This is a genomic window from Pseudoalteromonas sp. SS15, from assembly GCF_049257195.1.
Lineage (GTDB): Bacteria > Pseudomonadota > Gammaproteobacteria > Enterobacterales > Alteromonadaceae > Pseudoalteromonas.
This window is the reverse complement of record NZ_JBMMUD010000011.1, coordinates 32,445-55,570: the sequence shown is the minus strand read 5'-3', so window position 1 is coordinate 55,570 and position 23,126 is coordinate 32,445. Positions and strand designations below refer to the sequence as shown.

Here is a 23,126-nt window from a genome sequence, read left to right as displayed (position 1 = left end):
TCAGGTTAGAAAATGAAGCAATTAGTTTTTCTTATTTCTCTATTCTGTTTCTTTGGCAGAAGTAGTGAAGTAGTAAACGGTGAGTTTGAGTTTGACCGTATCAGTTGGTTTGTATATTCAGACCATGTGAGCTTAAAGCATCATACTTATCGAAAGAGAGCAGCTTACTCTTTTCATTCTGCAGGTTCTCTAATAGGTATGACGCTCAGTGAGTTAAACAATATGCTTGGAGAGGGAGAGCGCTGTGAGGAGACCTGTCAACTCGCGTGCAGCTTATATTATAAAGTCGCTATTTCTGAACAAGAACAGACGGTATTAAATGTCTACTTAGATGATAAATCTCGAGTGTATAGAACAGAAATAGAGCACTTAGGCGCTCCAGCAAACTAGAGTGTGCTTGTGTCATTATCAGCAGAAAGACCATGCGTTTAATCAAGGTTACTACTGTAACTATTTCAAGGAAGGTTTTGTTTAATGCTTAGAAAAAAACTGACTATTTTCTGTTACCTAACATTAATTGGTTTAATTTATTTAATCGCGACAGGGAGAAGTATTAGCATTAGTTTATACGACGTTGAAGCGGCCAACGATAACAAAGTGCTGACTAGAGAAGAGATTGACGCTGATATTAGCCAGTTTCTTTCAAATTTAAGGGTGTTACATCCGTATGTCGATAACTTTGTCTCTACTGAACAAATCGAACGTAAGTCTCAACAATTGAAGAATGAAGTGTGCCCTGATACTTGCACGATACGAGATCTGAAAATGATTACTCTAAAACTCATTCACTTTATTGGTACCGATCATTTGTTCGTGAGCGGCTTTAAAAAGTCGCTGCCATTTGAGCTGCATAAAGCGTCGCAGAACGAGTTCAAATTACTGTTAGATTCGGGAGAGATACTTAGAAATATAAAACACTTAAATGGCATGCCTGTAGAGAAAGTTTGGTTTGAATTAGAAGACTTAACCCCACGGCTTAATGCGAACTTAGAAGACAGTTACATCAGTGCTCATTCTAAACATTTTCTGCCGCTGTTATTAGATAATAATAACATAGAGGTAACAACGACATCTGCAAAGCACACTTTTCTAGCCTCAAAAGCAAATTCATCTTCATCAGTATTAATGAGTGAAAATGATGACTTTTTGTATGTAAAAATCTCGTCGATGTCAAAACTCGATCCCCAAATACTGTTCAATGAATTTAACAAGCTTTCAAAACAACATTTGGTTTTAGATCTGAGAGGAAACAGAGGTGGTAGTGTGGCAAAAACAGCCAAACTATTCGAGTTTTTAACTACAAAACATGGTTTTAAGCATATATCGCCACACGAAAATCGATTAATAAAATTAAGTAAAGAACTGACTGAGCTGAATAGAAGTAGTTCGCCATTTTGGTTCTTAGCCAGTGCTTTTTTAGAATGTGGCTTTAAAGACGCCTATTTTTATAAAGAAGTTAAGCCAAAATTGAGCGCTATTTGTGAAAATGTAGAGGCGCGAACACGGGTTACTAAGATTCAAACTTCGCCGCAAATATATATTGTTATTGATGGTGGCACAGCGTCGTCAGCCGCCATTTTTGCAGGGCAAATGAAGCGCTCTGGGAAAGCGAGAATATTTGGCACTGTTGCATATGGTAATGCCCTCAGAAACTATGGTAACTCTAAACTGATTACGCTTAATTATTCTCAACTAGTGGTTGGCATACCAACCACCTATACATACAGAGATACCAGCGCGGATATTTGGCCTACTAGCCAGTATCATGGGGTCTCGCCGCATACTCATTGTGTGAAGTTAGCTTGCTTAGCGCAGATAAAAGACGAGATTAGCAAAGCATCACACATTAAAGCTTATTAAATAGATCTGTTATTTTGTTTCAATGAGATCGTAGCTAAATAAATTAAAATATATAAGGAAAAACATGTACAAATCTAATTTTATATCAGTATTGAGGGAGTCACTTTTCTATTTTGGTATGTTTATCATGTACAACGCTTTACTCGACTGGTATCAGACCCACAGTTTTGATGTGGCAGTTAAAATCGAGATGTTGCCTTTCTTTTTTATACTCGCCATGGTGAATGTTTATTGTTTTCATCGGTATTGGGGACAAGGTATCAAAAAGAAAGCTGAGTTAACTCAGAAATAAAAATTTAACTGTTTTCAGCGGAGTTTAAAGCCGTTCTATGCTTATCAATCGGCTTGTAAGGCGTTACAATAGCGCAAACTTCATACGTATCGTTTGTTCTGCTGCTGCAACTTGCAGTATACATTTGCACAAGACGTGATTTGTTTAAAGTAAGCGCAAACCAATATGTATGAAACTTAAACACAAGCAAAGAATAAGGACTCTGTGTTAATGGCACTTACATCTATCATCCTCGCTGCGGGTAAAGGCACCCGTATGCGCTCTAAACTTCCAAAAGTTCTTCACCCGGTTGCAGGTAAACCTATGGTGCAGCACGTAATCGACAATGCAGTGTCACTCGGTGCGCGTGAAACAAACTTAGTATACGGCCATGGTCGTGAACAGCTACAAGCGGCGCTTTCGCACAATGAAGTAAACTGGGTTTTACAAGAAGAGCAGCTAGGCACAGGTCATGCGGTTGCAGTTGCGAAAGAGCATATTGCAGATGATGACACGGTTTTAATCTTATACGGTGATGTGCCACTAACTAAAAAGTCGACATTAGAAAAGTTACTCGCCGCGACGCCGGAAAAAGGTTTAGCAGTATTAACAGTGAACCTTGACGACCCAACAGGCTATGGTCGCATGCTGCGTGAAAACGGCAAACTTGTGGGTATCGTAGAGCAAAAAGATGCAACACCTGAGCAGTTAGCTATTCAAGAGATCAACACGGGTATCATGGCGGCAAATGGTGAGTTATTAAAGCGTTGGTTAAGCAACCTTTCAAATAACAATGCACAAGGCGAATACTACCTGACAGACATCGTAGCCATGGCGCACAGTGAAGGCGTTGAAATTACTTCGGCTCAGCCAGATCATCCAATGGAAGTTGAAGGCGCGAACAACCGTGTGCAACTTGCAGCCCTTGAGCGCGCTTACCAAGCATGGCAAGCAGAAACGTTAATGATCAACGGTGCAAGCCTTGCAGACCCAGCTCGTATCGACGTGCGTGGTACGGTAAAAACAGGTCAGGACGTACAAATCGATGTGAACGTTATCTTTGAAGGTGATGTTGTGATCGGCGACGATGTAGTCATTGGCCCAAATTGCGTACTTAAAAACTGTACTATCGGTGATGGTGTGGTTGTAAAAGCAAACAGCATGATTGAAGAGGCGCAAGTCGCTGCTAAATGTACACTTGGTCCGTTTGCACGCTTACGCCCAGGTGCGGTGATGGAAGAAGACTCTCACATTGGTAACTTTGTAGAGATGAAAAAATCACGCTTAGGTAAAGGCTCAAAAGCAAATCATCTGACTTACTTAGGTGATGCTGAAGTCGGTGAAAAAGTAAATATTGGTGCAGGTACCATTACTTGTAACTATGATGGTGTGAATAAATCAAAAACCATCATTGGTGACAACGCGTTTATTGGCTCTAACTCTTCTCTAGTAGCGCCAGTGCAAATTGGTGCGACTGCGACAATCGGCGCAGGTTCTGTGATCACTTCAACGGTAGAAGACGAGCAACTGGCAGTAGCACGTGGTAAGCAACGCAATCTTGATGGTTGGCAGCGCCCAGTTAAGAAAAGCTAATATCAAGGCTAAGACATAGTGAAAAAAGAGCGGCAACAGCCGCTCTTTTACTTTCCTTCACCCTACATATATTTCTTTATGGTGGGCAAAGTGGTACATTGAATTTCAAAGTTAATTTAACGTTAACGTATAAGAAGTAACCTATGGACAGTCTATTCCGCAAAGAAGTGCTGGAGCATAAACGACATCGACTAGAAGGAGCTGTGTCGCTTATTCAGCCACCTATTTTTAGAAGACTCACAGTGTTGATCTTAACGGTCGTCATTGTCAGTCTGGTATTTTTGAGCCTTGGGCAATACACCCGAAAAGAGCGTGTGAGTGGGGTGATAGAACCCGATGCCGGTCTTTTACGTGTTGAGGCCTCGCAAGCAGGCTTAATTTCAGAAGTACTGGTTTCTGAAGGTCAGTTTGTTGAAGCCGGTGAGCCACTGTTGAGAATAGCCTCTGCGAAGCACAGCAGCCAAGAGTTAGAACTCAATCAGGCTTTACTTAACCAATACCAGTTTCAACTTAATTCACTCGAGCGACAGATCACCCAGCAAATCGCGCAGGATAACTTAGATCTTGAGCAGTTGAATTTGCAGAGAATCTCTCTCGAGCAGCGTTTATCTGAATTAGATAGCCAAGCAGCTACTTTTAAACAGCGACTGATGTTAAATCAGAAGATGGTTGAGCAAGTCGGTAGTTTAAAGGGCACAGGCTATATTTCAGAGTTAGAACTGCAAAGGCAAAAAGATACCTTGTTGTCGCTGCAACAACAGGCTTCGAGTATCAAGTCAGAGCGGGTGTCGCTGGTTAGTCAATTACAGCAACTCGAAAAGCAAATTGAGCAACGACCTTTGCAACAGCAAACTCGTATTGCACAATTGGAGTCACAGCGCGCCGATCTTAAAATGCAGTTGTCGTCGATTGAGCAGCAGCGCCTAGGTGAGTTAAGAGCACCTAAATCAGGTATTGTCAGTGGCCTCACTGCAAAAGTAGGCAAAACAGTGGCAACAGGGCAAAGCTTACTCTCTGTGCTTCCTGAAAACAGTGAAATGCAAGCAATCGTCTATGTGCCTACTTCGGCATTTGGTTTTGTTGATGTTGGCCAAAATGCGCGTTTGCGTTACCACGCCTTCCCGTATGAAAAGTTCGGGGTGTACGATGGCACCATCAAAGAAATCAGTAATTCAGTGATATTACCTGAAGAGACCTCAACGCCTGGCGTACTGACAGAGCCTGCTTATCGTGTGGTTGTGGCACTCTCTGAACAAGATATTCAAGCTTATGGAAAAGCAACACCACTTAGAGCGGGTATGAGACTCGACGCAGACATCGTGATCGAAGAGCGTTCACTTCTACGTTGGTTATTTGATCCGGTATTTAGTATTAAAGGTCAGCTGTAAATTTTCAGCACAAGACTATTTGTATAACAATAATAAGGCAGTAAAAGATGCATGAAGAAGATGAAAGTGTAGTCAACAAACTACAGTTTTGGTCAAGGAACTCATTGCCCATTATTTTACAGTCGGAAGCCGCAGAGTGTGGCTTAGCTAGTTTAGCCATGGTGGCGTGTTACCATGGCTATCAAACCGACTTGGTATCTATTCGACAAAAATTTAGCATTTCTCTAGAGGGCGCGACGCTGCTCGATATTATGGGATTTGCAGAGCAACTCAAGTTAAGCACAAGACCACTGCGTATTGAGCTTGAAGATCTCGACGCATTGCAAACGCCCTGTATTTTACATTGGGATCTCAATCACTTTGTGGTGTTAAAGAAAGCCAATGAAAAGCGCATTGTCATTCATGACCCTGCTAAAGGCGAAAAAACGCTGACCCTTGAAGAAGCGTCAAAACATTTCACCGGTGTTGCACTAGAACTCACACCGACCAAAGACTTTGAAAAACAAGAAAGTAAACCCACACTCAGATTCTCTGACTTTTGGAGCCGAATCTCGGGTCTTAAACGTTCTTTATTGCTGATCTTCTTACTGTCTTTGCTGTTACAAGTATTCACCCTGGCTGCACCCTATTACATACAATTAGTCATTGATGATGTTGTACTCACAGGCGATACCTCCTTATTGACCGTACTCGCCGTCGGTTTCTTCTTGGTGTTAGTGTTTGAGATAGCCACCAATGCGCTGCGGGGCTTTACCTTGCTGCATTTTGGTAATCAAATGAATATTCAGCTCGGTGCCAATTTATTCCATCACCTTGTACGCTTACCGATTTCTTACTTTGAAAAGCGCCACATGGGTGATGTGGTATCGCGTTTTGGTTCACTACAGCAGGTTAAACAATTACTCACCACTGGGGTTATTGAGGCCATTATTGATGGCCTAATGGCGATAATCACCTTGGCGATGATCTTCTTCTATAGCCCAACCCTTTCTGCGGTGGTGCTGGTGGCGGTATTTGCCTATGCCGGCGTGCGAATAGCTATGTATAAGCCATACCGTGCGATCAGTGAGCAAGAAATTATGGCACGAGCCGAAGAAAACTCTAACTTCATGGAAACAGTGCGAGGCATTCAAACCATCAAGCTATTTGGCTCTGAGGTTAAGCGTGAAGGGCAATGGCAAAACCGCTATGCCAATGCCATTAATCAAAATATTCGCATTGGTAACTTTAATATTGGTTATGAAGCCATAAACCGTGCTTTATTTGGTATCGAAAATATAGTGGTGGTTTATTTGGCGGCACACTTAGTGATCCAAGGTGGATTCAGTACCGGTATGTTATTTGCATTTATGTCTTATAAACGTCAGTTTATGGAAAAAACCGCCAACCTCATTGAGAAGTTTATTGAGTTCAAAATGCTAGGTTTACACTTTGAGCGTATAGCGGATATTGCATTGACTGAAAAAGAAGATTTACAGCCTGCGAATATTAAACGTCATAGCATTGAAGGTGATATTGAAATCAAAGGCGTGAGCTTTGCTTATTCAGATGCAACACCGAATGTACTTGATAACTTGAGCTTGAAGATAAAAGCTGGCGAGTCGGTGGCAATCACTGGGCCCTCGGGCTGTGGTAAATCTACGCTACTAAAACTCTTATTGGGATTAAATAAAGCCAAATCTGGCGAAGTGCTGATTGATGGCGTACCGCTTGAGCAAATAGGTGCGCGACAATATCGACAGCAAATCGCGGCGGTCATGCAGGACGACGAGCTTTTATCTGGGTCGGTCTCAGATAACATCGCTTTCTTTGATTCTCCCGTTGATATGGAGCGCGTTGTCTATTGTGCCCAGTTAGCTGCTATACATGATGATATTGCGCAAATGCCAATGGGTTATGACAGCTTAATTGGCGATATGGGCTCAAGCTTATCAGGGGGTCAAAAGCAGCGTATTATTCTTGCCCGCGCTTTATATAAACAGCCTAAGATCTTGTTTATGGATGAAGCCACCAGCCACTTAGATACTAATTTAGAAGCTGACATTAATGAGGCGGTTTCTCGTTTAGATATCACCCGAGTGATCATCGCCCACCGAAAAGAAACGATTGCGTCTGCTGATAGAGAAATTAAGTTAGTTAAACCTCTAACAGAAAATCAAATAGAGGCTACCTCGTAAACTAAAATGAAGATGATAAATATGTTGGATTGTCAGCTGGCATATTTATCTTTCATTTTATCTACAATTACGTCCTTTCATCAGGATATATCACCAATTATCACTTGAGCTACTTCAGCCAGTAGATCCTTTTAAACTGGTTTAAAAATACTTGAGTAGGATTGGTATTGTGTTTGGTGTATATAACAAAGCTTTTCTTTTAATTGCCTTAATTCTAGCTGCAGAGGTAAGTGCAGAGACATTTTTAGAAAATTTAGAATTAGATAGTCGAGTTCGTTTTCATGGTCAGAGTTTAAAAGCGACGTCTCAACCAATTTTTGCAACTGATAATACTTCATCACTTTTCTCGGCTTTAGATATGAGTGCTGAAAGTGATGGGCTACGCCTAGCGGCAACAGCAAGTATCAATAAAATGGGCGGCAGTAGCGAAACTAAGCTAACAATATCTGAAGCATATTATGACTTTAGTATAAAAAACTGGTACTTATCTGCTGGAAAGAAGAAACTAGACTGGGATGTTGGTTATGGTTTTAGGCCTTTAGACATGTTCTCACCAACAGACTCTTTAGCCATTTATACAGCGGTCCCTCCAGGTACATTAATGGTTACAGGGGACTATTTTACAGAGTCAGGAAATGTCACTTTTATCTGTAATGAAACACGTGTTGAGTATCTTGAAAGAGGTGAAAAAGTTAAGCCAGGGCATGGTTGTGGTGGTCGTTATTATCAATTCTTTGATGGTTATGAAGCTCAAGCGGTTGCTCACTATGATAATGAGTTAGGGTTTAGAGTGGGAGGCAGTGCACAGACGGTCATAGGAAATAGTCTAGAGCTACATGGATCGTTTATTTGGCAGCAACGACATCGAACGCCAATTGTAACTGCGTATCATGGGTTTAATAATGTTGAAACGGTATGGCAAAAAGGGAGCTTACAGGCATTACTTGGACTGAATTATAGTTTTTCGGTTGGTGTTACTGCGATAGTTGAGTATTGGCATGACGGTCGAGCCCCAAGTAACCAGCAGTGGCGAGAAGTGATTGCTGGTGCCAATGAAGGCGTTTCAGAACATCAGTTAAGCCTCTATCGTGCTCACTTTGCGACCCAAAATTTATTCAGAGACAATATAATGGTGCATTTAAGATCGTCAAATCCAATCTGGCAACCAGAGGTAACATGGTTAATGAACCCCAGTGATAACAGTATGTTAATAGATACAGGCCTATGTTACTCTAAATACGAGAGCACCCAACTTTGCTTAGGATATAGATCTTATGCTGGTGGGAATAAATCAATATATGAGCAACTAAGTTATCAAAAAACAGGGTACCTTAGTGTAGAAATAAAGTTGTAAATTCATGTCTCTAATCAACTCTTTCTCAGGATCAGAAAGTTGGATGAGTAATCTTAAGCTAGCAGTGGTTTGTATTGCACTTGGTCTACTTATTCATTTTATTGGATGGGCAAAATACCCAATTATTTCGATATTAATTTCATTAGGGATAGGGTTTAGTATTCGTTTATGCCGAAAATGGTTAAAGCGGCACTATCCTCAAATGAACCTATCTTTACAGTTTCTGTTAGCGGTTACCTTCTCTTTTGTCGTCTGGGGGCTTACCCCATTGCTGCTTGGTGTTGTAAAAAGTACAGGGGGCTATGTAGATGATTGGCAGCAATATGTTGGTATGTTGCTTATCGGAAGCTTTATTATGGTTGTCGTGAGCTTTACTTATTACCAAAGTATTCAAGCGCAAGATTTAAAGCAATCATTGGCGCAAGTTGAATTAGATCAGATTAAAAAAGACAAAGTCCTGCTCGAAACAGAGTTAAGACTTCTGCAGTCACAAATTGAACCTCACTTTTTGTTTAATACGTTAGCCAATATTCAGGCATTAATCGCGGTTGATACCAAGCAAGCGAATAAAATGTTAATCGCATTAACGGCTTTATTGCGACAAAGTTTAGATAGAACCCGATCTGAATGGCTAACATTAGGCCATGAGCTTCGTTTTAACAAAGCTTACCTCGCTATACAGAAAATTCGTTTAGGTGATAGGTTGGTAATTAACTATGACGTTACCGATAAAATTACCGATGATATCTTGTTCCCTCCTATGTTATTGCAACCATTGATTGAAAATGCTGTGACGCATGGCATAGAGCAGTTAACTTGCGGTGGAGAACTGACATTATCGGTTGAAAAAGAAGAAAGTAACTTAGTAATCAGCATTACAAATAATGTACCCGTTGATGGCAGCAATCGTAAGGGAACTCAAGTAGGAATGAATAATGTGAAAACAAGGTTGCAACAGCTATACGAGGGCCAAGCTAGTTTGAGATACGACAACAGCCAAGTGGGGAAAGTGGTTGTGACAATGGAGGTGCCATTAAATGTCTCACAAAGTTAAAGTAGTGATCGCAGATGATGAACCAATTTTACGTGCACATCTAAAAATGATGTTAGAAGATGTCTGGCCTGAAATCGATATTGTAGGTCAGGCTGCAAATGGAGAAGAAGCGCTAGAGCTAACAGAAGCATTCAGCCCTAGAGTATTGTTTTTAGATATAAATATGCCAGGGATCGATGGCTTAGAAGTGTCTAGAATTTTATCTGAGTCAGAGCAGGCTCCAGTTATCGTATTTGTGACAGCTTATAATGAACATGCTGTTACTGCCTTTGAAAACCAAGCAATTGACTATTTATTAAAACCACTAGAAGAATCGAGGCTGATAAAAACAGTCCAGCGAATTCAAAAGCTTTTATCGAATGAGCACTCTGAAAGCGAACAACACTCTCAGTTACAGGTAATGCTTTCTCAATTAATGCAAGAGAGTGGAGATGCTTCATCACAAACGTATCTAAAGTGGATTAGAGCGAGTAAGAACAATGACGTTTACATGGTTGATGTAGATGATGTGGACTACTTCATTGCAGATAATAAATACACAGAGGTAACCGTAGGACTTAATAAGCATTTAATTAAAACTGCGATTACTGTCTTAGAAAACCAGTTAGATCCCGACGTTTTTTGGCGTATTCATCGCAACTGTATTGTGCGGGTAGATACCATTGCGCATATATCAAAAGATGAGTTAGGCCATGTTTATGTGAACTTAAAGGGGAGTAATGAAAAACTATCAGTAAGCAGGAAGTACCATCACTTATTTAAACAGATGTAAAAGCAGCACCTTTATTTAGATTCGCTCAACTGAATAGAAAGAGGCACTAAAAGCTGCCTCTTTTTTTGTGCCTATCTTTCATAACACGACCCCTTCACTCTGTTGGCTCCTAGCTGTCGTTTATCGTTATTTTTTACCTTTTATCATTCTATGTTGCCGATTATCACCTGGGCAACACCAAGCCTGAATTGTTTCATAAGATAGCTACATCAACAGGAACAACGAAGGATTATGACGATGAAGCCACTTTCTATATTTAAAAAAGCTATTTTTGGCGCTTCGATAGTTAGTACTGTAACAATGGCAGCTGAAATACCATCTCACGTTATTAAAGCTTATCAAGCGGGACTTGCTGGCTCACAAGCGCAAAATCAACATGCAATCAACGCATTAAAAGAATTAAATGAAAAAGCGCCTTCGCCAATCACTTTGGCTATGCTAGGCAGTGCAGAAACGACTCAGGCAAGATATACCAATCAACCTTGGCAAAAAATGAAATTTGCAGAGCTGGGTATTTCAAAGCTCAATAAAGCCGTGAAACAAGTCAAGAAAGCCCCTTACCCGCAGCAAGCCAGAGTATATATCACTGCTGGATGTACATTTTCGCAAGTACCAAAAATGATGAACAGAGCGGAGCATGGTGATCACTTATTGAAACAGGTCATCGCAGAGCGCAGTGAGTTTGATAAGTTAAATAATCAACTTAAAAAAATGACCTATCGTTGTGCGGCAATGGCTGCAGATAAATTAGAGGATAAGCCAAGAGCTAAATCATTGTTAGAGAAATCAGAGACATTTGCCCTGCTCTTAAAATCAGAAAAGGAATAGGTGTCATGCTTAAATTCTCTAACATTGTTAAATCTTATCGTACTGGAGAGGTTGTTGTAGATGCGCTTAAAGGTGTTTCTGCAGACATAGAAAAAGGTGAGACAGTTGCACTATGTGGCCCATCAGGGAGTGGAAAGTCAACACTACTTAATATATGTGGGTTACTTGATGATGATTATACCGGTGATATTTGGCTTGCAGGTCAAGCTGTGCCCAAAGATAAAAAAGCTATGACGCAAATCCGCCGTGAAAAATTGGGATTTATCTTTCAGAGATACAACTTAATTCCTGTGATGTCAGTGTATGAAAATATTGAATATCCACTTCTTATGTTGAATATGAGCAAAAGAGAAAGGATGAATAAGGTTGTTGATATTATTAGTAAAGTTGGTTTGAAAGATCATATATCAAAGCGTCCTGATCAGCTATCAGGCGGCCAACAACAGCGTGTGGCAATTGCTCGAGCTCTAGTTAAAAGACCTGAAATTGTCATTGCGGATGAACCCACTGCAAATCTGGATACATCCACTGCAAATATGGTGATTGATTTGATGCGTGATCTGGGCAATGACCTTGGTAGCACATTTATCGTTGCTACGCACGATCATCGAATGACAGAACGTTGTCATCGAGTATTAAATCTTGCTGACGGCAATTTATCTACATTCAACCCATACGAAACTCAAAGGAGGGCGGGATAATGCGTTGGATTTCATTTGCATTCTTTAATGTATGGCGCAACGGGCGACGCTCATTGCTCACGATATTAGTGGCAGCGGTTGCTGTTGCGGCGATTTTGACAACAAGTGGGTTTGCTTTATTTACATATCAATCACTTGCTGAAAAGGCGGCGAGAGATGAAGGCAACTTTATCATTACACACCAAAAATTCCTTAAAGAAGAGGAAGACACGCCCCTGCAGTATGGCTTAGATGATACTGAAACACTGATAGAGCAACTATCATCAGATGAAGATATTAAAAGTGTTCTGCCGAGAATAAATTTTAATGGTTTGGTATCTAATGGAGAAAAGAGTTCTATCTTCATTGGTTTGGGCGTTGAACCAGAAGAGTTTATGGTGAAAGGGCCTTTCCTAACTATGTTAGAAGGCAAAGCGCTCTCAAGCTTCGGTAATGAAGAAGAAGCTGAAGTGGTATTAGGTAAAGAGCTTGCTCGTAACTTGAAAGTGCAGGTGGGTGATTACATTACACTGATGTCTACAACCACAGATGGGGCATTGAACGCTTTTGATTTTACTGTACGCGGCATTTACACCACAGGTGTGCCTGACTTAGATAAACGCCAGCTATACGTCAAATTGTCTGATGCTCAATCACTTCTCTATACCGAAAAAGTAAGCTCTTTATCTGTTTATTTATTCGATATAAATAAGACCCAGCAAAAGGTGTCAGATTATCAAAAGCGTGATCAGTCTCTGCAATTTACACCTTGGTGGGAGCGTGCATTTTACTACCAATCAGTAAAAGATTTGTATAACAGAATCTTCGGCTTACTTGGTGGGATCATGGTGCTATTAGTCTTTTTCTCAATTTCTAACACCATGGCAATGACTGTCACAGAGAGAACAAGAGAGATCGGCACGGTATCTGCGATGGGCTCTTACCAATGGGAAATCATTCGTAATTTTGTGCTTGAATCTAGCATCATAGGTTTCATAGGTGCAAGTTTAGGGATCATCGCATCAGCATTTATTGCTTGGGGTTTGGTGTACGTAGGGCTAGAAATGCCACCGCCTCCAGGCAGCAATAAAGGTTATCCGTTGACGATAACGTTCTCATGGGAAATCGCAGGTATCGTTTTATTCACCATGGTGTTGGTATGTGTGTTAGCAGCTTTTAAAGCGGCACATAAAGGAAGTTCTAAATCAATTACGGAGGCATTAAGCCATGTTTAAATTTATTAGCAAAATATCTTTTTGCGTAATTTCTATGGTCTCCTTATCAACGATGGCACAGGCCGTTTATCAAGAGGATAGTGAGGTATTTGACCCCCAACTTTCATTAATTAGCGTTGATGCTTTTCGCAGTGAATCTGATTCAGTCAAGATTTCAGCAACCGTTCGCGCTTATGACAATGGCTCATTAAAGAATGAGAAACAATACGACGTCTACTCATCTACCAATAAGAAATCGCTGGTTGTATTCAGGTCAGCCTCTGAGCAAGGCCAGAAAGTATTGATGAAAGAGAGCGATTTTTGGATGTTTATGCCAAGAAGCCGCAGACCAATTCGCATTACCCCTTTACAAAAGCTATTAGGCGAAGCTTCTTTGGGAGATATTGCGACTTTGAGCTGGAGTAAGGATTACCAGGTGAGTTCGTTTTCATCTGATAAGAGTGAAATTGTCTTTAACTTGTCGGCTAATTCCAGCAAAGCCAGTTATCAAAAGATTCAATTAACGGTTGATAAAAGCGATTTATTTCCTTTAAAAGCCGAATTATATCTTCGCTCTGGTAAGCATGCGAAAACGGCCACGTTTGATCGAGGGCAAAGAAATGGCAAGTCAAAGGTTGTTGCTATGTCTCTACAAGATCAGATGCAACCAGGTAAAAGAACTGTGATTGCTTACGATGAAATTAAGCCAATCAAAGTGCCACCCAAGTTATTTAATCCACAAATTTTAATTCGCAGCGACTTGGATAAGCTCTTAACGCAATAAGAGGTTGTAATTTTGGAACTACAATTAACAAACAATCAAATAGACGTATGGCAGACCTCGCTAAGTTTGTTTGAACAAAATAATGCACTAAGCGAACTGGAAACGCTGCTTACTGCATCAGATAAGCAGCAAATTAGCATGCTTAAAAGGGCCCCTGAGCGGAAAGTTAAAACGGTATCAAGGGCTTTTCTCAGAGCTGTTTTAGCCAAGTATACAGGCTTACAGCCAACCGAAATTGAATTCCGACAAGGCTTGCATGGCAAGCCTGAGATTGCCAATGCAGGGTATCAGTTAGAGTTTAACTTATCACACAGTGACAATGTTCTTGCTTGTGTCATTTGTAAAGACAAGCCCGTCGGCATTGATATTGAAAGGATCCGTTTTAAGCGCAACCTCAAAGCATTGGTTAAATCTCTGTTCTCGGAAAGTGAATACGATGAATTCGAGGCATTATCTGAGCTTAAACAAGAGCAATACTTTTATGATCGATGGACATTGAAAGAGTCACTCATAAAGGCAACGGGAAAAGGACTAACCACAAAGCTAAGTAATGTCTCTTTTTCGCAAAACGACCCTGTTTCTAGTTTCTGTATTGATGGCTTGAAACTAACAAAGGTATCGGGTCACTTCTTTAGTTGGCTTTGGCCTATATCTAAACAGCACAGATTGGCTGTTACTTTATTAGATGACAAAAACGTAAAAAATACCGCGATTAAGTTTCGCAGTTTCCACTATTTACCAAATGTGCCTGAAGCTCAGGCTGCATAAAAAATCAACCAACAGGAGAAAATAATGAAAACTAAACTGAATAAAAAAGTACTTAAGAATCTGAATGTAAAAGATTTTAATATAGATAAATTAACCGCAAAAGTTGCTGGTGGTTCACTAGACTTGCCATCTCCGACAGATACGGGTTGCGGTAGTTTTGTGCTATGCAAGAAAAAGTAACTTGAGAATACATTTAAGGAGCTTTTAAGGAAAAGAGTCATGACGAATCAACTTGTAATGAACGCTCAAAACCCAGGCTATCCGACCCGGTTAAGCACATCCATTGAAGGGATCAGGCAAGATAGAAAAAATAAACTTGCCGCAGCATTTAGATTATTTGGTCAGTATGGTTTTGATGAAGGTGTAGCTGGCCACATTACTGCCAGAGATCCAAAGTACCAAGACCACTTTTGGGTTAACCCATTAGGTAAAAGCTTTTCAAACATCGCAGTTTCAGATTTACTTTTGGTAAATCACAAAGGTGATGTGGTAGAGGGTGAAGGGTTGTTAAATGGTGCTGCTTTTACTATTCACTCGCATATTCATATGCATAGAAAAGATGTTGTTGCTGCAGCACATGCGCACTCTACGTATGGCAAAGCATTTTCTACCTTGAATAAAGAGCTGCTGCCGATCACTCAGGATTCATGCGCTTTCTATAATGATTGTGTGAACTTCAAACAGTTTGGCGGCGTTGTACTGGATAAATCGGAAGGTGAATTAATTGTTGAAGCCTTACAGCGAAAAAAGGCCATGATATTACAAAATCATGGCTTGTTGACAGTTGGGAGAAGTATTGAATCTGCTTGCTGGTGGTATATTTCACTAGAAAGAGCATGCCAGGTTCAACTACTTGCTGAAACAGCTGGCAAACCGCAATTAATAGAGGATTCGGTCGCAAAAGAGACTCAGAAATTAATTGGTCGAGAGCGTACAGGTTGGTTCAACTTCATGTCACTCTACGAGTCTATCTCGAAACAACAGCCAGATTTATTCCATTAAGAAAGATAAAACTGGCTGTATTGCCACACTTTATAGCCAGTTTTTGATTCATTTAGATATTTTAAGGATTGAGATGCCAGAACATAAAGCCTTTCAGAATAATGTCTTTAGAATTAAATTTCATATGCATAATGAATTTTTTCTTCGTACCTTGAGTGCTTTCAATGATGAAGATTCAAACTTTAGGCCGCAGCAAAATATGCTTTCTGTAAAAGATCAGGTTATGCATACGGTCGGAGCAATAGAGCTATTTGTAAGTGCTTATTTAGCAACGTTAGAGTCTACCTCAAAAATCACTCATACTTCATTTAGACCAGGACAAGTATGGTTAGGTTCCAGTACCGCTGTGACGGATATGAGGTGGACTCAAAATGCTGACAAGAAGCAGTTTGATGAAGAAGTTAACATGGAAGAAATTAAGGCGATTTTCTCTAAGACAATGGCATATGCAAGTGATGCTTTTGCTATCCCATCGGAAGTCGAGTTACAACAGCCGATCGGTGAAAACTCATTAGTGCCAGACTTCTTTTGTGCAGAAGACATTATAGAAATCATGTTAGATCATACTGCTCACCATAGAGGTGCTTTAGCCCAGTATGCTCGATTGTTAGGACACTCTCCTAAAATTCCTTATTTCGACATGTAGAAAACTTTTATTACGTGTCGTCATCTTGTTTAAATACGATTCATTAGGTGATAAACATAAAAATGAGTATCACCTAAATTTATCCTTACTTATCAGTTTTTTAGATCCATTCTCTTGTTGCTATGCGTGGTTTAGTAGACAGGTTTGTTTAAACTGCTCGATCAAAAGAGCTGGTTTTACAAAAGCGTACATCACAAAGAGCGTGTTTAAGCATAGCAACAGGTGGTAATACTTAATCTAGGCTCCCATGAAAACCCTATACATGATCCTGCCAGGGTAAAAAGTAAAAAAGCCAGCGACGACGAGAGATAGAAAATAGGTATTTCTTGACCATGTTTTATGTTGAGGTATTTGCTTTTTCCTAGCATGAGAAATCATTAAGTACATAGAAATTAAAGTCCAAATACTTAGCAAGTGAATTGGGCTAAAGCCAAACAAAAAGTCAAATTGCAAGGTTTTAATAAAGAAACTAGAGCAGCAGACAATTACCATAGATGTTACCCACAAATACCCAAATGCTCTGTGCGCGCGTGTACCTTTTTGTCTAGTGAGTTGAACAGCCCCAAAAATGAGTGCAGCTATGGCAAAAAAAGAGTGAAGGGGTATGGGGTGAGAGGCATTCAATAAGATACCAATATTCATTAACTATTCCTTAGAGTTTATTTTTATCTATTTATAGTATCGAGTTACTGTGTTCTTTTAAAGGTACAAATGGCGTGGGTATTGAGCGCCTTTGATTTACTCTAAGTCCTTACTTTAGAGAGTAAAACACTTAATAGATCGCTTTTACTTTACTATGCCTTTTTAGATATTTAACCTGGGAAGCTTTAGCCGAAAATAAAAGGCGGATTAAAATAATAACAAAAAGATTCCTTGCATATGCTTGCAGATACAGCGTGCATTTAACCAAATCTTAGATCTGGCCAGTACAGGTTCGTTTTACATATCGATTAGATAAAGTGTGTTTGCCTTAAAGAACACGTTTATCCTCGCCAACTCATTAGCAAAACAGGTAATTCAATTAGCAGCGCGTTTTTTTGCGCTTCTACTCCCTCGTTACCTCTCAAAGTTAAGATGAATTTCAAGAAAATGAATAGAAAAACACTTGATTTCAAGCTTAAGAAGTCAAATCACATATGCAAATTTTGCTTCTTAGGTCTCTGAGTGACTAAAAATACTGACTCAGCTTTTTTTGATTAACTGTTAAATCGATATCGCACCTCTTTCCAATTATAAAAAGCTTTTAAATTTCTGAGTTTAAAAACTCATGCAATTGATTTTGCTGCTTATTTTTTTTGGAAGTTTTATAGAACCTTTCCCAAAAGACTTTTTTCGTCAGATTGACAAAATGGCACTCATCAACAGCGAGGGAGCACTAAGCACCCTCACTACACAAAATAAAAAAACGTACATATTTGTATTAAAGGAGTGCACAACATGGTTTCTAAAAAATTTACATCAGCTTTAAAGGGTTTAATTGCCGCTAGCCTAATTACAGCATCATTTACCTCTCTAGCAGAGAATGAAGTGAGTCATGACAGTAAAGTTAAAGCGCCAATCGAATTAGAAATCATGAAGTGGTTAAGTCTAGATGGATTGATTGACGGCGAAAAGGAAGAGAAACAGCCAATGAAATGCAACCCTTATCCACGATGCAAAATCAATCCAACAGATGGCACTTCAAGTGTCTCTGACAGTATCAAAAAAGCTAACTAAAAAATAAAGGTTAAAAGTGATGAAGGCATTAATTATTGGCGGAACATCAGAAATTGGTAAAGCCATAGTCAATAAACTAGTCGATGGTGGCTATGATGTGATGTTTACCTATAACAGCAACAAAAATAAAGCAGAAGAAGTTGCTAGCTATAAGCCAACAAACATTCAATTTGCGAAGCTAAATCTAGCAAATACACAAGAAGTTGTAGCGTTTACAAAAATGCTCAAATCAGATTTTTCACCAGATGTTTTAGTGAATGTCGCTGGTATTACAAATGACGCGCTTTCATTCGGTGAAATTTCAGAGAATTTGGAAAAGGTGCATACCGTAAACTTCTTGTCGCCTTCGATTATTTCAGCAAAAGCAGCAGAGTTGATGATGGCTAACCGTAAAGGTCACATTATAAATATCAGCTCAGTTGCTGCAAAGAGCCCTAAAACAGGTAATGGCGCATATGGCAGTGCGAAAATCGCGCTTGAGCGCTTCACCGCATCACTGAGTCTTGAAGTAGCCCGATTCAAGGTTCGAACAATCAATATAGCACCTGCATTTGTAAACACGCCTATGTTTACTCAGTTTGCAAACGGAAAAGAAAAAGAAGTTATTCGCACTCTACCTTTGAGAGAAATTCTAGAGGTCGAGGATGTTGCAAATGCAGCTATGGCATTTGTCACCGGCAATATCAAATCTACGGGTATTACGTTGTCACTAACCAACGGCGCACCTGTGCTTTAACCAAAATTAACTATAGATACAACAACTAACACAATAAATAAAGGTAAACAAAATGAACCAAACAGAAATCGCAACAATCGCAGCAAATATTCTATATCTAGATGATGTAAGTGAAATTGAATTTGATCGCTCTCTATTCGGCGACTACTCAATGTCTTCACTAGATTACGTTGACTTTGCTTTCGAACTAAAAGGTGAGTCTGGTAAAGAATTCGATCCAGATGAGCTTTGGCCAATCAACACTATGATGGATAACCCTGATTTTTATGAAAATGGCCAATGGACTGATGCAGGTCGTGAAGCATTAAAGAAAGTATTCAATGGTTTTACAGATTTAAACGAAGAAAACCCAAGCCCAGAGTCACTATACAACTTATTTAGTGTGGACTTTATCCAACACCGAATTGGCACACTATAAAGAGGTTTCGTTATGTCTGCAGTTTATGTAAGAGCAGCAGGTATTCAAACTGAGTATTTCGATGAGCTAGCAGCCCTGGATGCGGTGTTAAACCGCGGACAGGCTCGAGCTGAAAGTGCAGAAAAGAATATCTATAAGCCTCTGAATCGGAAATTAACTAAATCAGAGGTTGCAGCAATTGCCAGAGAAGATCGCTCTATCTTAAATGATCTATCAACCATGATTTTAAACTCTATTGGAGATTTGTTAGCTAATAGTCCTGATGGAGAAGTAAAAGATTCTGAAAATACGCCGCTTTATGCAGGCACGGATGGTGTTTCTGAATATAACTTTTCGGGATTGCATAAAGTCATTGAAAAGCACGGTGGTGTAGAAGGTGCACTAAAGAATTTAGGTGAGCTTAGTAAAATGAGCAACCCTATCAATATGATGCGATACCTATCTACAAACCCTTTATATCATGCTTCAAAGCGTTTAACCCTGCGAGGTGGTGGCTATCCAATTCGTGGCATGTCCCTATCAGGCATGCAGGCTTTAGAAGATGCGTTTACTGATATTAAGCAAGGTCGAGAGTCACAAGGGGTGGTTGTGGGTGCAGGTAGTATGCGCAACTTTGACACTTTACTGGTATTCGACAAGTTGGGTCTTTTAAGCAAAGACGAAAAAGAAAGTGAAATAGACCCGTCGTTTGGTGCCGGCACACTTCACCTGAGTAAAGAAAAGCATGATGCGCTTGCAGAAGTGCTAGCAGTGGAAAGTCGTTATAGTCCATCGCCATTTCCGTCTGCAAGAGATTGGTATGACTTACTTGAATCAGTGAAATCTAAAGGTCTTGATATTGATTTAATAGTTTCATATTGCAACGGCGTAAAAACAAATAATGAAAACGAGTTAGCCGCAATAAGAGATGTATACCCAAACATTGAACAGAAAAACTATAAATCATCGTTTGGTTACACCAGTAAGGCAAACAATATTTTAGACCTTACAGCTGCATTAGTAGATGAAAGTGTGCCAGTTGGCTCGACGATTCTAATCAATGGTGCAGGGTTTAGTGTTGGTATTGGCTTTATTGTCATTAAAAAATTAAAAAACATAAAAATATCATAGCCATAGGTGAATAAAATGAATCAGCAGGATAGTGTTTGCATTAGCGCGTATGGTGCAATGACCCCACTGGGTCAAACATTAGATGAAATTAGTCATAATTTACAAAATGGGATCACAGGGATCCGCGAAGTAAAGAAATTTGATACTTCGACATTTAAAACAAAGTGGGCAGGTTTACCTGAGTACGGCAATGAAAATATTCGTTGGCCGAAAAGACCTGGCCAACCAAACAGACCTGGCGAGCTAATTTACGCAGAAAAAGCAGTTAAACAGTTAGTTGCACAGTTCAACCCCTTAGAAAAATACAGCCCAGACCGAATTGGCTGTGTCATCGGCATTGATGAACCTGGTGTTGATCCAGAAAGAACAACACAATTCACGGCAAAGATTGGTGCTGATAAATGCAAGAAGCGTGATGAGTTTATCCCTGAAGGAACGGAGTTTTACCGCATTTCAGAGATGATGGACTTAGATGTTACATCTGCATTAAAGGTCATACACAAGCATATTCCTTTTAGTGGTTACACACGTTGTCATGTCGGCTTATGTTCGGCTTCTTTACAAGCTCTAGGCATGGCAAGACAGGCAATCTTAGATGGAAAAGCGGATGCGATGATCGTCGGTGGTGTATCAGCAAAGGTGACACCATTTAATCTAGCCCAGCTTGAAGCTGTGGGTGCAGTAAGTACAGATCCGCTTTTAGAAGGGCCTGCACGCTGTCGTCCATTTGATATTCGTCGCTCTGGCTTTATGCCGGCTGAAGGCTCAATTCTTTTCATTCTTGAAAAAGAAAGCGCCATTGAAGCTCGAGAAGGACAAAAATATTGTCGCTTGAAAGGTTATGGCGCAAGTCTAGCTGCTCAACATGTGGTTGCGCCTCATACTGAAGGTAGAGAGATGCAATTATGCATGGAAAGAGCCATTGAGGAGGCCGCGTTACCGTTAGCATCTTATAGCTTTGTAAATGCGCATGGGACATCTACGAAATTGAACGATTACCATGAAACTCAGGTTCTAGAAGGCATTTTCGGTGAAGATAATGTACCACCGGTAACGTCGACGAAATCACTTCATGGACATTTAATTGCGTCGGCAGGCGCGATGGAAGTATTGGGTGTCATGGCCTCTTTTCGTGATGGTTTCATTCCAGCAGTAGCGAATCTTGAGCAACAAGACCCTGCCATTAAGGTTCCGGTTGTAAAAGAAACTCAATATAAGCCTATTACTAACGTACTTAAAAACTCTTTTGGTATGGGTGGTTTAGCTGCATCAATGGTGCTGCAGAACCCGTCTGTAGCTTAGTTGTAAGGAGCCTAGAATGCGTTTTATCGATTTCTTAGGAGCAAAGCAAACTTGGGTTGCGAAATACGGAAAAAATTCTATCAATGCAGAGTTTGTTTCTAATTTATTGAGCACAGTGAATGCCGGTCCTCTTGGCGAGCTAGATAAACAGAAATTACATGTGTTTTGTGTTTATAGTCCTTTGCAAGCACTGTTGTCCTATTTCATTGGCTCATATCTAGGCCTGACTTGCGCTGTGGTTTCACCGCGAAGTCTGAATAAATTACTTGATGGATATGATGTATCTAAACTAGGGGTCATCGTTACACCTATTGGTAGAAAAACACCCGTCCTTCCGCAAAAGGTAAAGTCGCTAGAATTAAACTATTCACCGACTTTAGTCGCGACAACAGAGTCGCTTCAGCCGAGTGATAGTAAAGCGCAATTTGTTTTTTGTACTTCAGGTTCTACGGGTAAAGCAAAGCGTGTGGTGCATTGCGAAACGCGGTTAGTGAACAATGCAAAAGTCGTTTCTAGTTATTTAGGTTTAACGCAAACAGATAGTTCTTACTGCGTGTTTCCGATGCAGTATATGTATGGTCTATCGACAACGTTATGTGCATTACATAGTGGCAGTGAAATCTCATATGGAGAGTTTGTTAGTCCTTCATTAGTTGCAAGTTATGCCATGAAGAATCATGTCACTGTGTTACCTATCTTAGGTGAATGGAGTTATGAATTGAGTCAAGTGTGGCTATCAGGTTTTGAGCCCAACAGACTGATTCTACTGAACGCTTCAGATAGGTTATTGCAGTCACAGGCACAAGAAGTAATGCCATGGGCCACAGCGTTTTGGAACAACCTAGGGCAAACTGAATCTGGTCCAAGGATCTTCGCTTTAGAGCTGAAACAGTTCACAGATTTAAATGAAGTATGCCACAACAACACGGTATCAGTGGGCTACCCAGTTGATGAAGCTATTAAGGTTAAGTTGGTTAATAAAAGTGTAGATACAGGTATCGGTAACCTTTATTACAAAACGCCTTTTAAGATGGTTGGGTACCTGCTTGATTGTGGAGATGTTCAAAGTGTTGAAGCATTTTCAGACAGTGGAGATTTGTTCAAACAAGACGAACAGGGGCGCTGGCATTGGATCACTCGTAGTAGTCACACTATCAAAGTAAATGGTGAGCTAGTGCCATTGACGTCGCTTACTAACAAAATTCTGAACTTTGAAGCGGTATCAGGTGTGGGTTATGTCACGAATAAAAAGGGTGAGCTTTGTACATTTGTTGAATCTTCAGATGTGAACGAAGCATTGCACACTGAGCTGACTTCATTGATGACGAATACACTGCGCGGTAAGCGCTCCAGAGTGTCATTAGTCCCTAAATTACCAAGAACAGAAAACGGCAAATTAGATTTATCAGAATTACGCCAAAGAAGTCTATAAAAATAATTTAAATATATAAAT

24 protein-coding genes are annotated in these 23,126 nt (G+C 40.2%); 23 read left to right on the top strand and 1 reads right to left on the bottom strand.

The features are described 5' to 3' along the window. Window positions 1-12 precede the first annotated feature (12 nt). The 17 genes from AAEU28_RS18895 (at window position 13) to AAEU28_RS18815 (ending at window position 16,391) form a co-directional block, all read left to right on the top strand. Window positions 13-390, top strand: coding sequence for a hypothetical protein (locus AAEU28_RS18895; protein ID WP_421965493.1), 378 nt, complete (start codon window positions 13-15; stop codon window positions 388-390). Window positions 391-474: 84 nt separating this feature from the next. After that, on the top strand, window positions 475-1,860 hold the full coding sequence (locus tag AAEU28_RS18890) for a S41 family peptidase (RefSeq protein WP_421965492.1): 1,386 nt from the start codon (window positions 475-477) through the stop codon (window positions 1,858-1,860). Between the two features lie 64 nt (window positions 1,861-1,924). Next, window positions 1,925-2,152 (top strand): hypothetical protein, encoded by a 228-nt coding sequence (locus tag AAEU28_RS18885; protein ID WP_421965491.1) that lies wholly within the window; start codon window positions 1,925-1,927, stop codon window positions 2,150-2,152. A 210-nt stretch (window positions 2,153-2,362) separates the two neighbouring features. Then, the gene (gene glmU, locus AAEU28_RS18880; RefSeq protein ID WP_421965490.1) at window positions 2,363-3,724 is read left to right on the top strand and encodes a bifunctional UDP-N-acetylglucosamine diphosphorylase/glucosamine-1-phosphate N-acetyltransferase GlmU; all 1,362 of its coding nucleotides are present in this window, start codon (window positions 2,363-2,365) and stop codon (window positions 3,722-3,724) included. Window positions 3,725-3,867: 143 nt separating this feature from the next. Continuing rightward, on the top strand, window positions 3,868-5,112 hold the full coding sequence (locus AAEU28_RS18875; RefSeq protein WP_421965489.1) for an HlyD family secretion protein: 1,245 nt from the start codon (window positions 3,868-3,870) through the stop codon (window positions 5,110-5,112). A 47-nt stretch (window positions 5,113-5,159) separates the two neighbouring features. Beyond that, window positions 5,160-7,289, top strand: coding sequence for a peptidase domain-containing ABC transporter (locus tag AAEU28_RS18870; RefSeq protein WP_421965488.1), 2,130 nt, complete (start codon window positions 5,160-5,162; stop codon window positions 7,287-7,289). A 169-nt stretch (window positions 7,290-7,458) separates the two neighbouring features. Next, window positions 7,459-8,643, top strand: coding sequence for a hypothetical protein (locus AAEU28_RS18865; RefSeq protein ID WP_421965487.1), 1,185 nt, complete (start codon window positions 7,459-7,461; stop codon window positions 8,641-8,643). 4 nt (window positions 8,644-8,647) lie between these two features. After that, window positions 8,648-9,697 carry a sensor histidine kinase gene (locus tag AAEU28_RS18860; protein ID WP_421965486.1) on the top strand — a complete coding sequence of 350 codons (1,050 nt, stop codon included), beginning with the start codon at window positions 8,648-8,650 and terminating at the stop codon, window positions 9,695-9,697. Beyond that, on the top strand, window positions 9,681-10,469 hold the full coding sequence (locus AAEU28_RS18855) for a LytR/AlgR family response regulator transcription factor (protein ID WP_421965485.1): 789 nt from the start codon (window positions 9,681-9,683) through the stop codon (window positions 10,467-10,469). The genes AAEU28_RS18860 and AAEU28_RS18855 overlap by 17 nt, the downstream gene beginning before the upstream one ends. 300 nt (window positions 10,470-10,769) lie before the next feature. Continuing rightward, a complete protein-coding gene (locus AAEU28_RS18850) occupies window positions 10,770-11,297 on the top strand; it encodes a hypothetical protein (protein ID WP_421965484.1) in 528 nt (175 codons plus the stop codon). A gap of 5 nt (window positions 11,298-11,302) precedes the next feature. Further along, window positions 11,303-11,998, top strand: a complete 696-nt coding sequence (locus AAEU28_RS18845) for an ABC transporter ATP-binding protein (RefSeq protein ID WP_421965483.1) — start codon at window positions 11,303-11,305, stop codon at window positions 11,996-11,998. Further along, window positions 11,998-13,212: an ABC transporter permease gene (locus tag AAEU28_RS18840; RefSeq protein WP_421965482.1), complete on the top strand. Its 1,215-nt coding sequence runs from the start codon at window positions 11,998-12,000 to the stop codon at window positions 13,210-13,212. The genes AAEU28_RS18845 and AAEU28_RS18840 overlap by 1 nt, the downstream gene beginning before the upstream one ends. Further along, on the top strand, window positions 13,205-13,975 hold the full coding sequence (locus tag AAEU28_RS18835; RefSeq protein ID WP_421965481.1) for an outer membrane lipoprotein-sorting protein: 771 nt from the start codon (window positions 13,205-13,207) through the stop codon (window positions 13,973-13,975). Before AAEU28_RS18840 ends, AAEU28_RS18835 begins: the two co-directional genes overlap by 8 nt. A 12-nt stretch (window positions 13,976-13,987) precedes the next feature. Beyond that, window positions 13,988-14,743, top strand: a complete 756-nt coding sequence (locus AAEU28_RS18830) for a 4'-phosphopantetheinyl transferase family protein (protein WP_421965480.1) — start codon at window positions 13,988-13,990, stop codon at window positions 14,741-14,743. Between the two features lie 24 nt (window positions 14,744-14,767). Further along, window positions 14,768-14,923 carry a hypothetical protein gene (locus AAEU28_RS18825; RefSeq protein ID WP_157599100.1) on the top strand — a complete coding sequence of 52 codons (156 nt, stop codon included), beginning with the start codon at window positions 14,768-14,770 and terminating at the stop codon, window positions 14,921-14,923. Window positions 14,924-14,962: 39 nt separating this feature from the next. Then, window positions 14,963-15,745, top strand: coding sequence for a class II aldolase/adducin family protein (locus AAEU28_RS18820; RefSeq protein ID WP_421965479.1), 783 nt, complete (start codon window positions 14,963-14,965; stop codon window positions 15,743-15,745). A gap of 73 nt (window positions 15,746-15,818) precedes the next feature. Further along, window positions 15,819-16,391 carry a DinB family protein gene (locus AAEU28_RS18815; protein WP_421965478.1) on the top strand — a complete coding sequence of 191 codons (573 nt, stop codon included), beginning with the start codon at window positions 15,819-15,821 and terminating at the stop codon, window positions 16,389-16,391. Window positions 16,392-16,628: 237 nt separating this feature from the next. On the opposite strand, the gene AAEU28_RS18810 is transcribed toward AAEU28_RS18815, so the two are convergent. Next, window positions 16,629-17,033 (bottom strand): DUF2306 domain-containing protein, encoded by a 405-nt coding sequence (locus AAEU28_RS18810; RefSeq protein ID WP_421965477.1) that lies wholly within the window; start codon window positions 17,031-17,033, stop codon window positions 16,629-16,631. Window positions 17,034-17,828: 795 nt separating this feature from the next. On the opposite strand from AAEU28_RS18810, the gene AAEU28_RS18805 reads away from it, so the two are divergent. The 6 genes from AAEU28_RS18805 to AAEU28_RS18780 are packed head-to-tail and all read left to right on the top strand — an operon-like array spanning window position 17,829 to window position 23,105. Further along, window positions 17,829-18,107: a hypothetical protein gene (locus AAEU28_RS18805; protein ID WP_421965476.1), complete on the top strand. Its 279-nt coding sequence runs from the start codon at window positions 17,829-17,831 to the stop codon at window positions 18,105-18,107. A gap of 19 nt (window positions 18,108-18,126) precedes the next feature. Beyond that, window positions 18,127-18,843 (top strand): SDR family NAD(P)-dependent oxidoreductase, encoded by a 717-nt coding sequence (locus AAEU28_RS18800; RefSeq protein ID WP_421965475.1) that lies wholly within the window; start codon window positions 18,127-18,129, stop codon window positions 18,841-18,843. A gap of 52 nt (window positions 18,844-18,895) precedes the next feature. Next, window positions 18,896-19,261, top strand: a complete 366-nt coding sequence (locus AAEU28_RS18795; RefSeq protein WP_421965474.1) for an acyl carrier protein — start codon at window positions 18,896-18,898, stop codon at window positions 19,259-19,261. A gap of 12 nt (window positions 19,262-19,273) precedes the next feature. Beyond that, on the top strand, window positions 19,274-20,371 hold the full coding sequence (locus AAEU28_RS18790; protein WP_138561533.1) for a beta-ketoacyl synthase: 1,098 nt from the start codon (window positions 19,274-19,276) through the stop codon (window positions 20,369-20,371). Between the two features lie 15 nt (window positions 20,372-20,386). Further along, the gene (locus AAEU28_RS18785; RefSeq protein WP_421965473.1) at window positions 20,387-21,673 is read left to right on the top strand and encodes a beta-ketoacyl-[acyl-carrier-protein] synthase family protein; all 1,287 of its coding nucleotides are present in this window, start codon (window positions 20,387-20,389) and stop codon (window positions 21,671-21,673) included. A gap of 16 nt (window positions 21,674-21,689) precedes the next feature. Then, window positions 21,690-23,105: an AMP-binding protein gene (locus AAEU28_RS18780; protein ID WP_421965472.1), complete on the top strand. Its 1,416-nt coding sequence runs from the start codon at window positions 21,690-21,692 to the stop codon at window positions 23,103-23,105. Window positions 23,106-23,126: the final 21 nt, after the last annotated feature.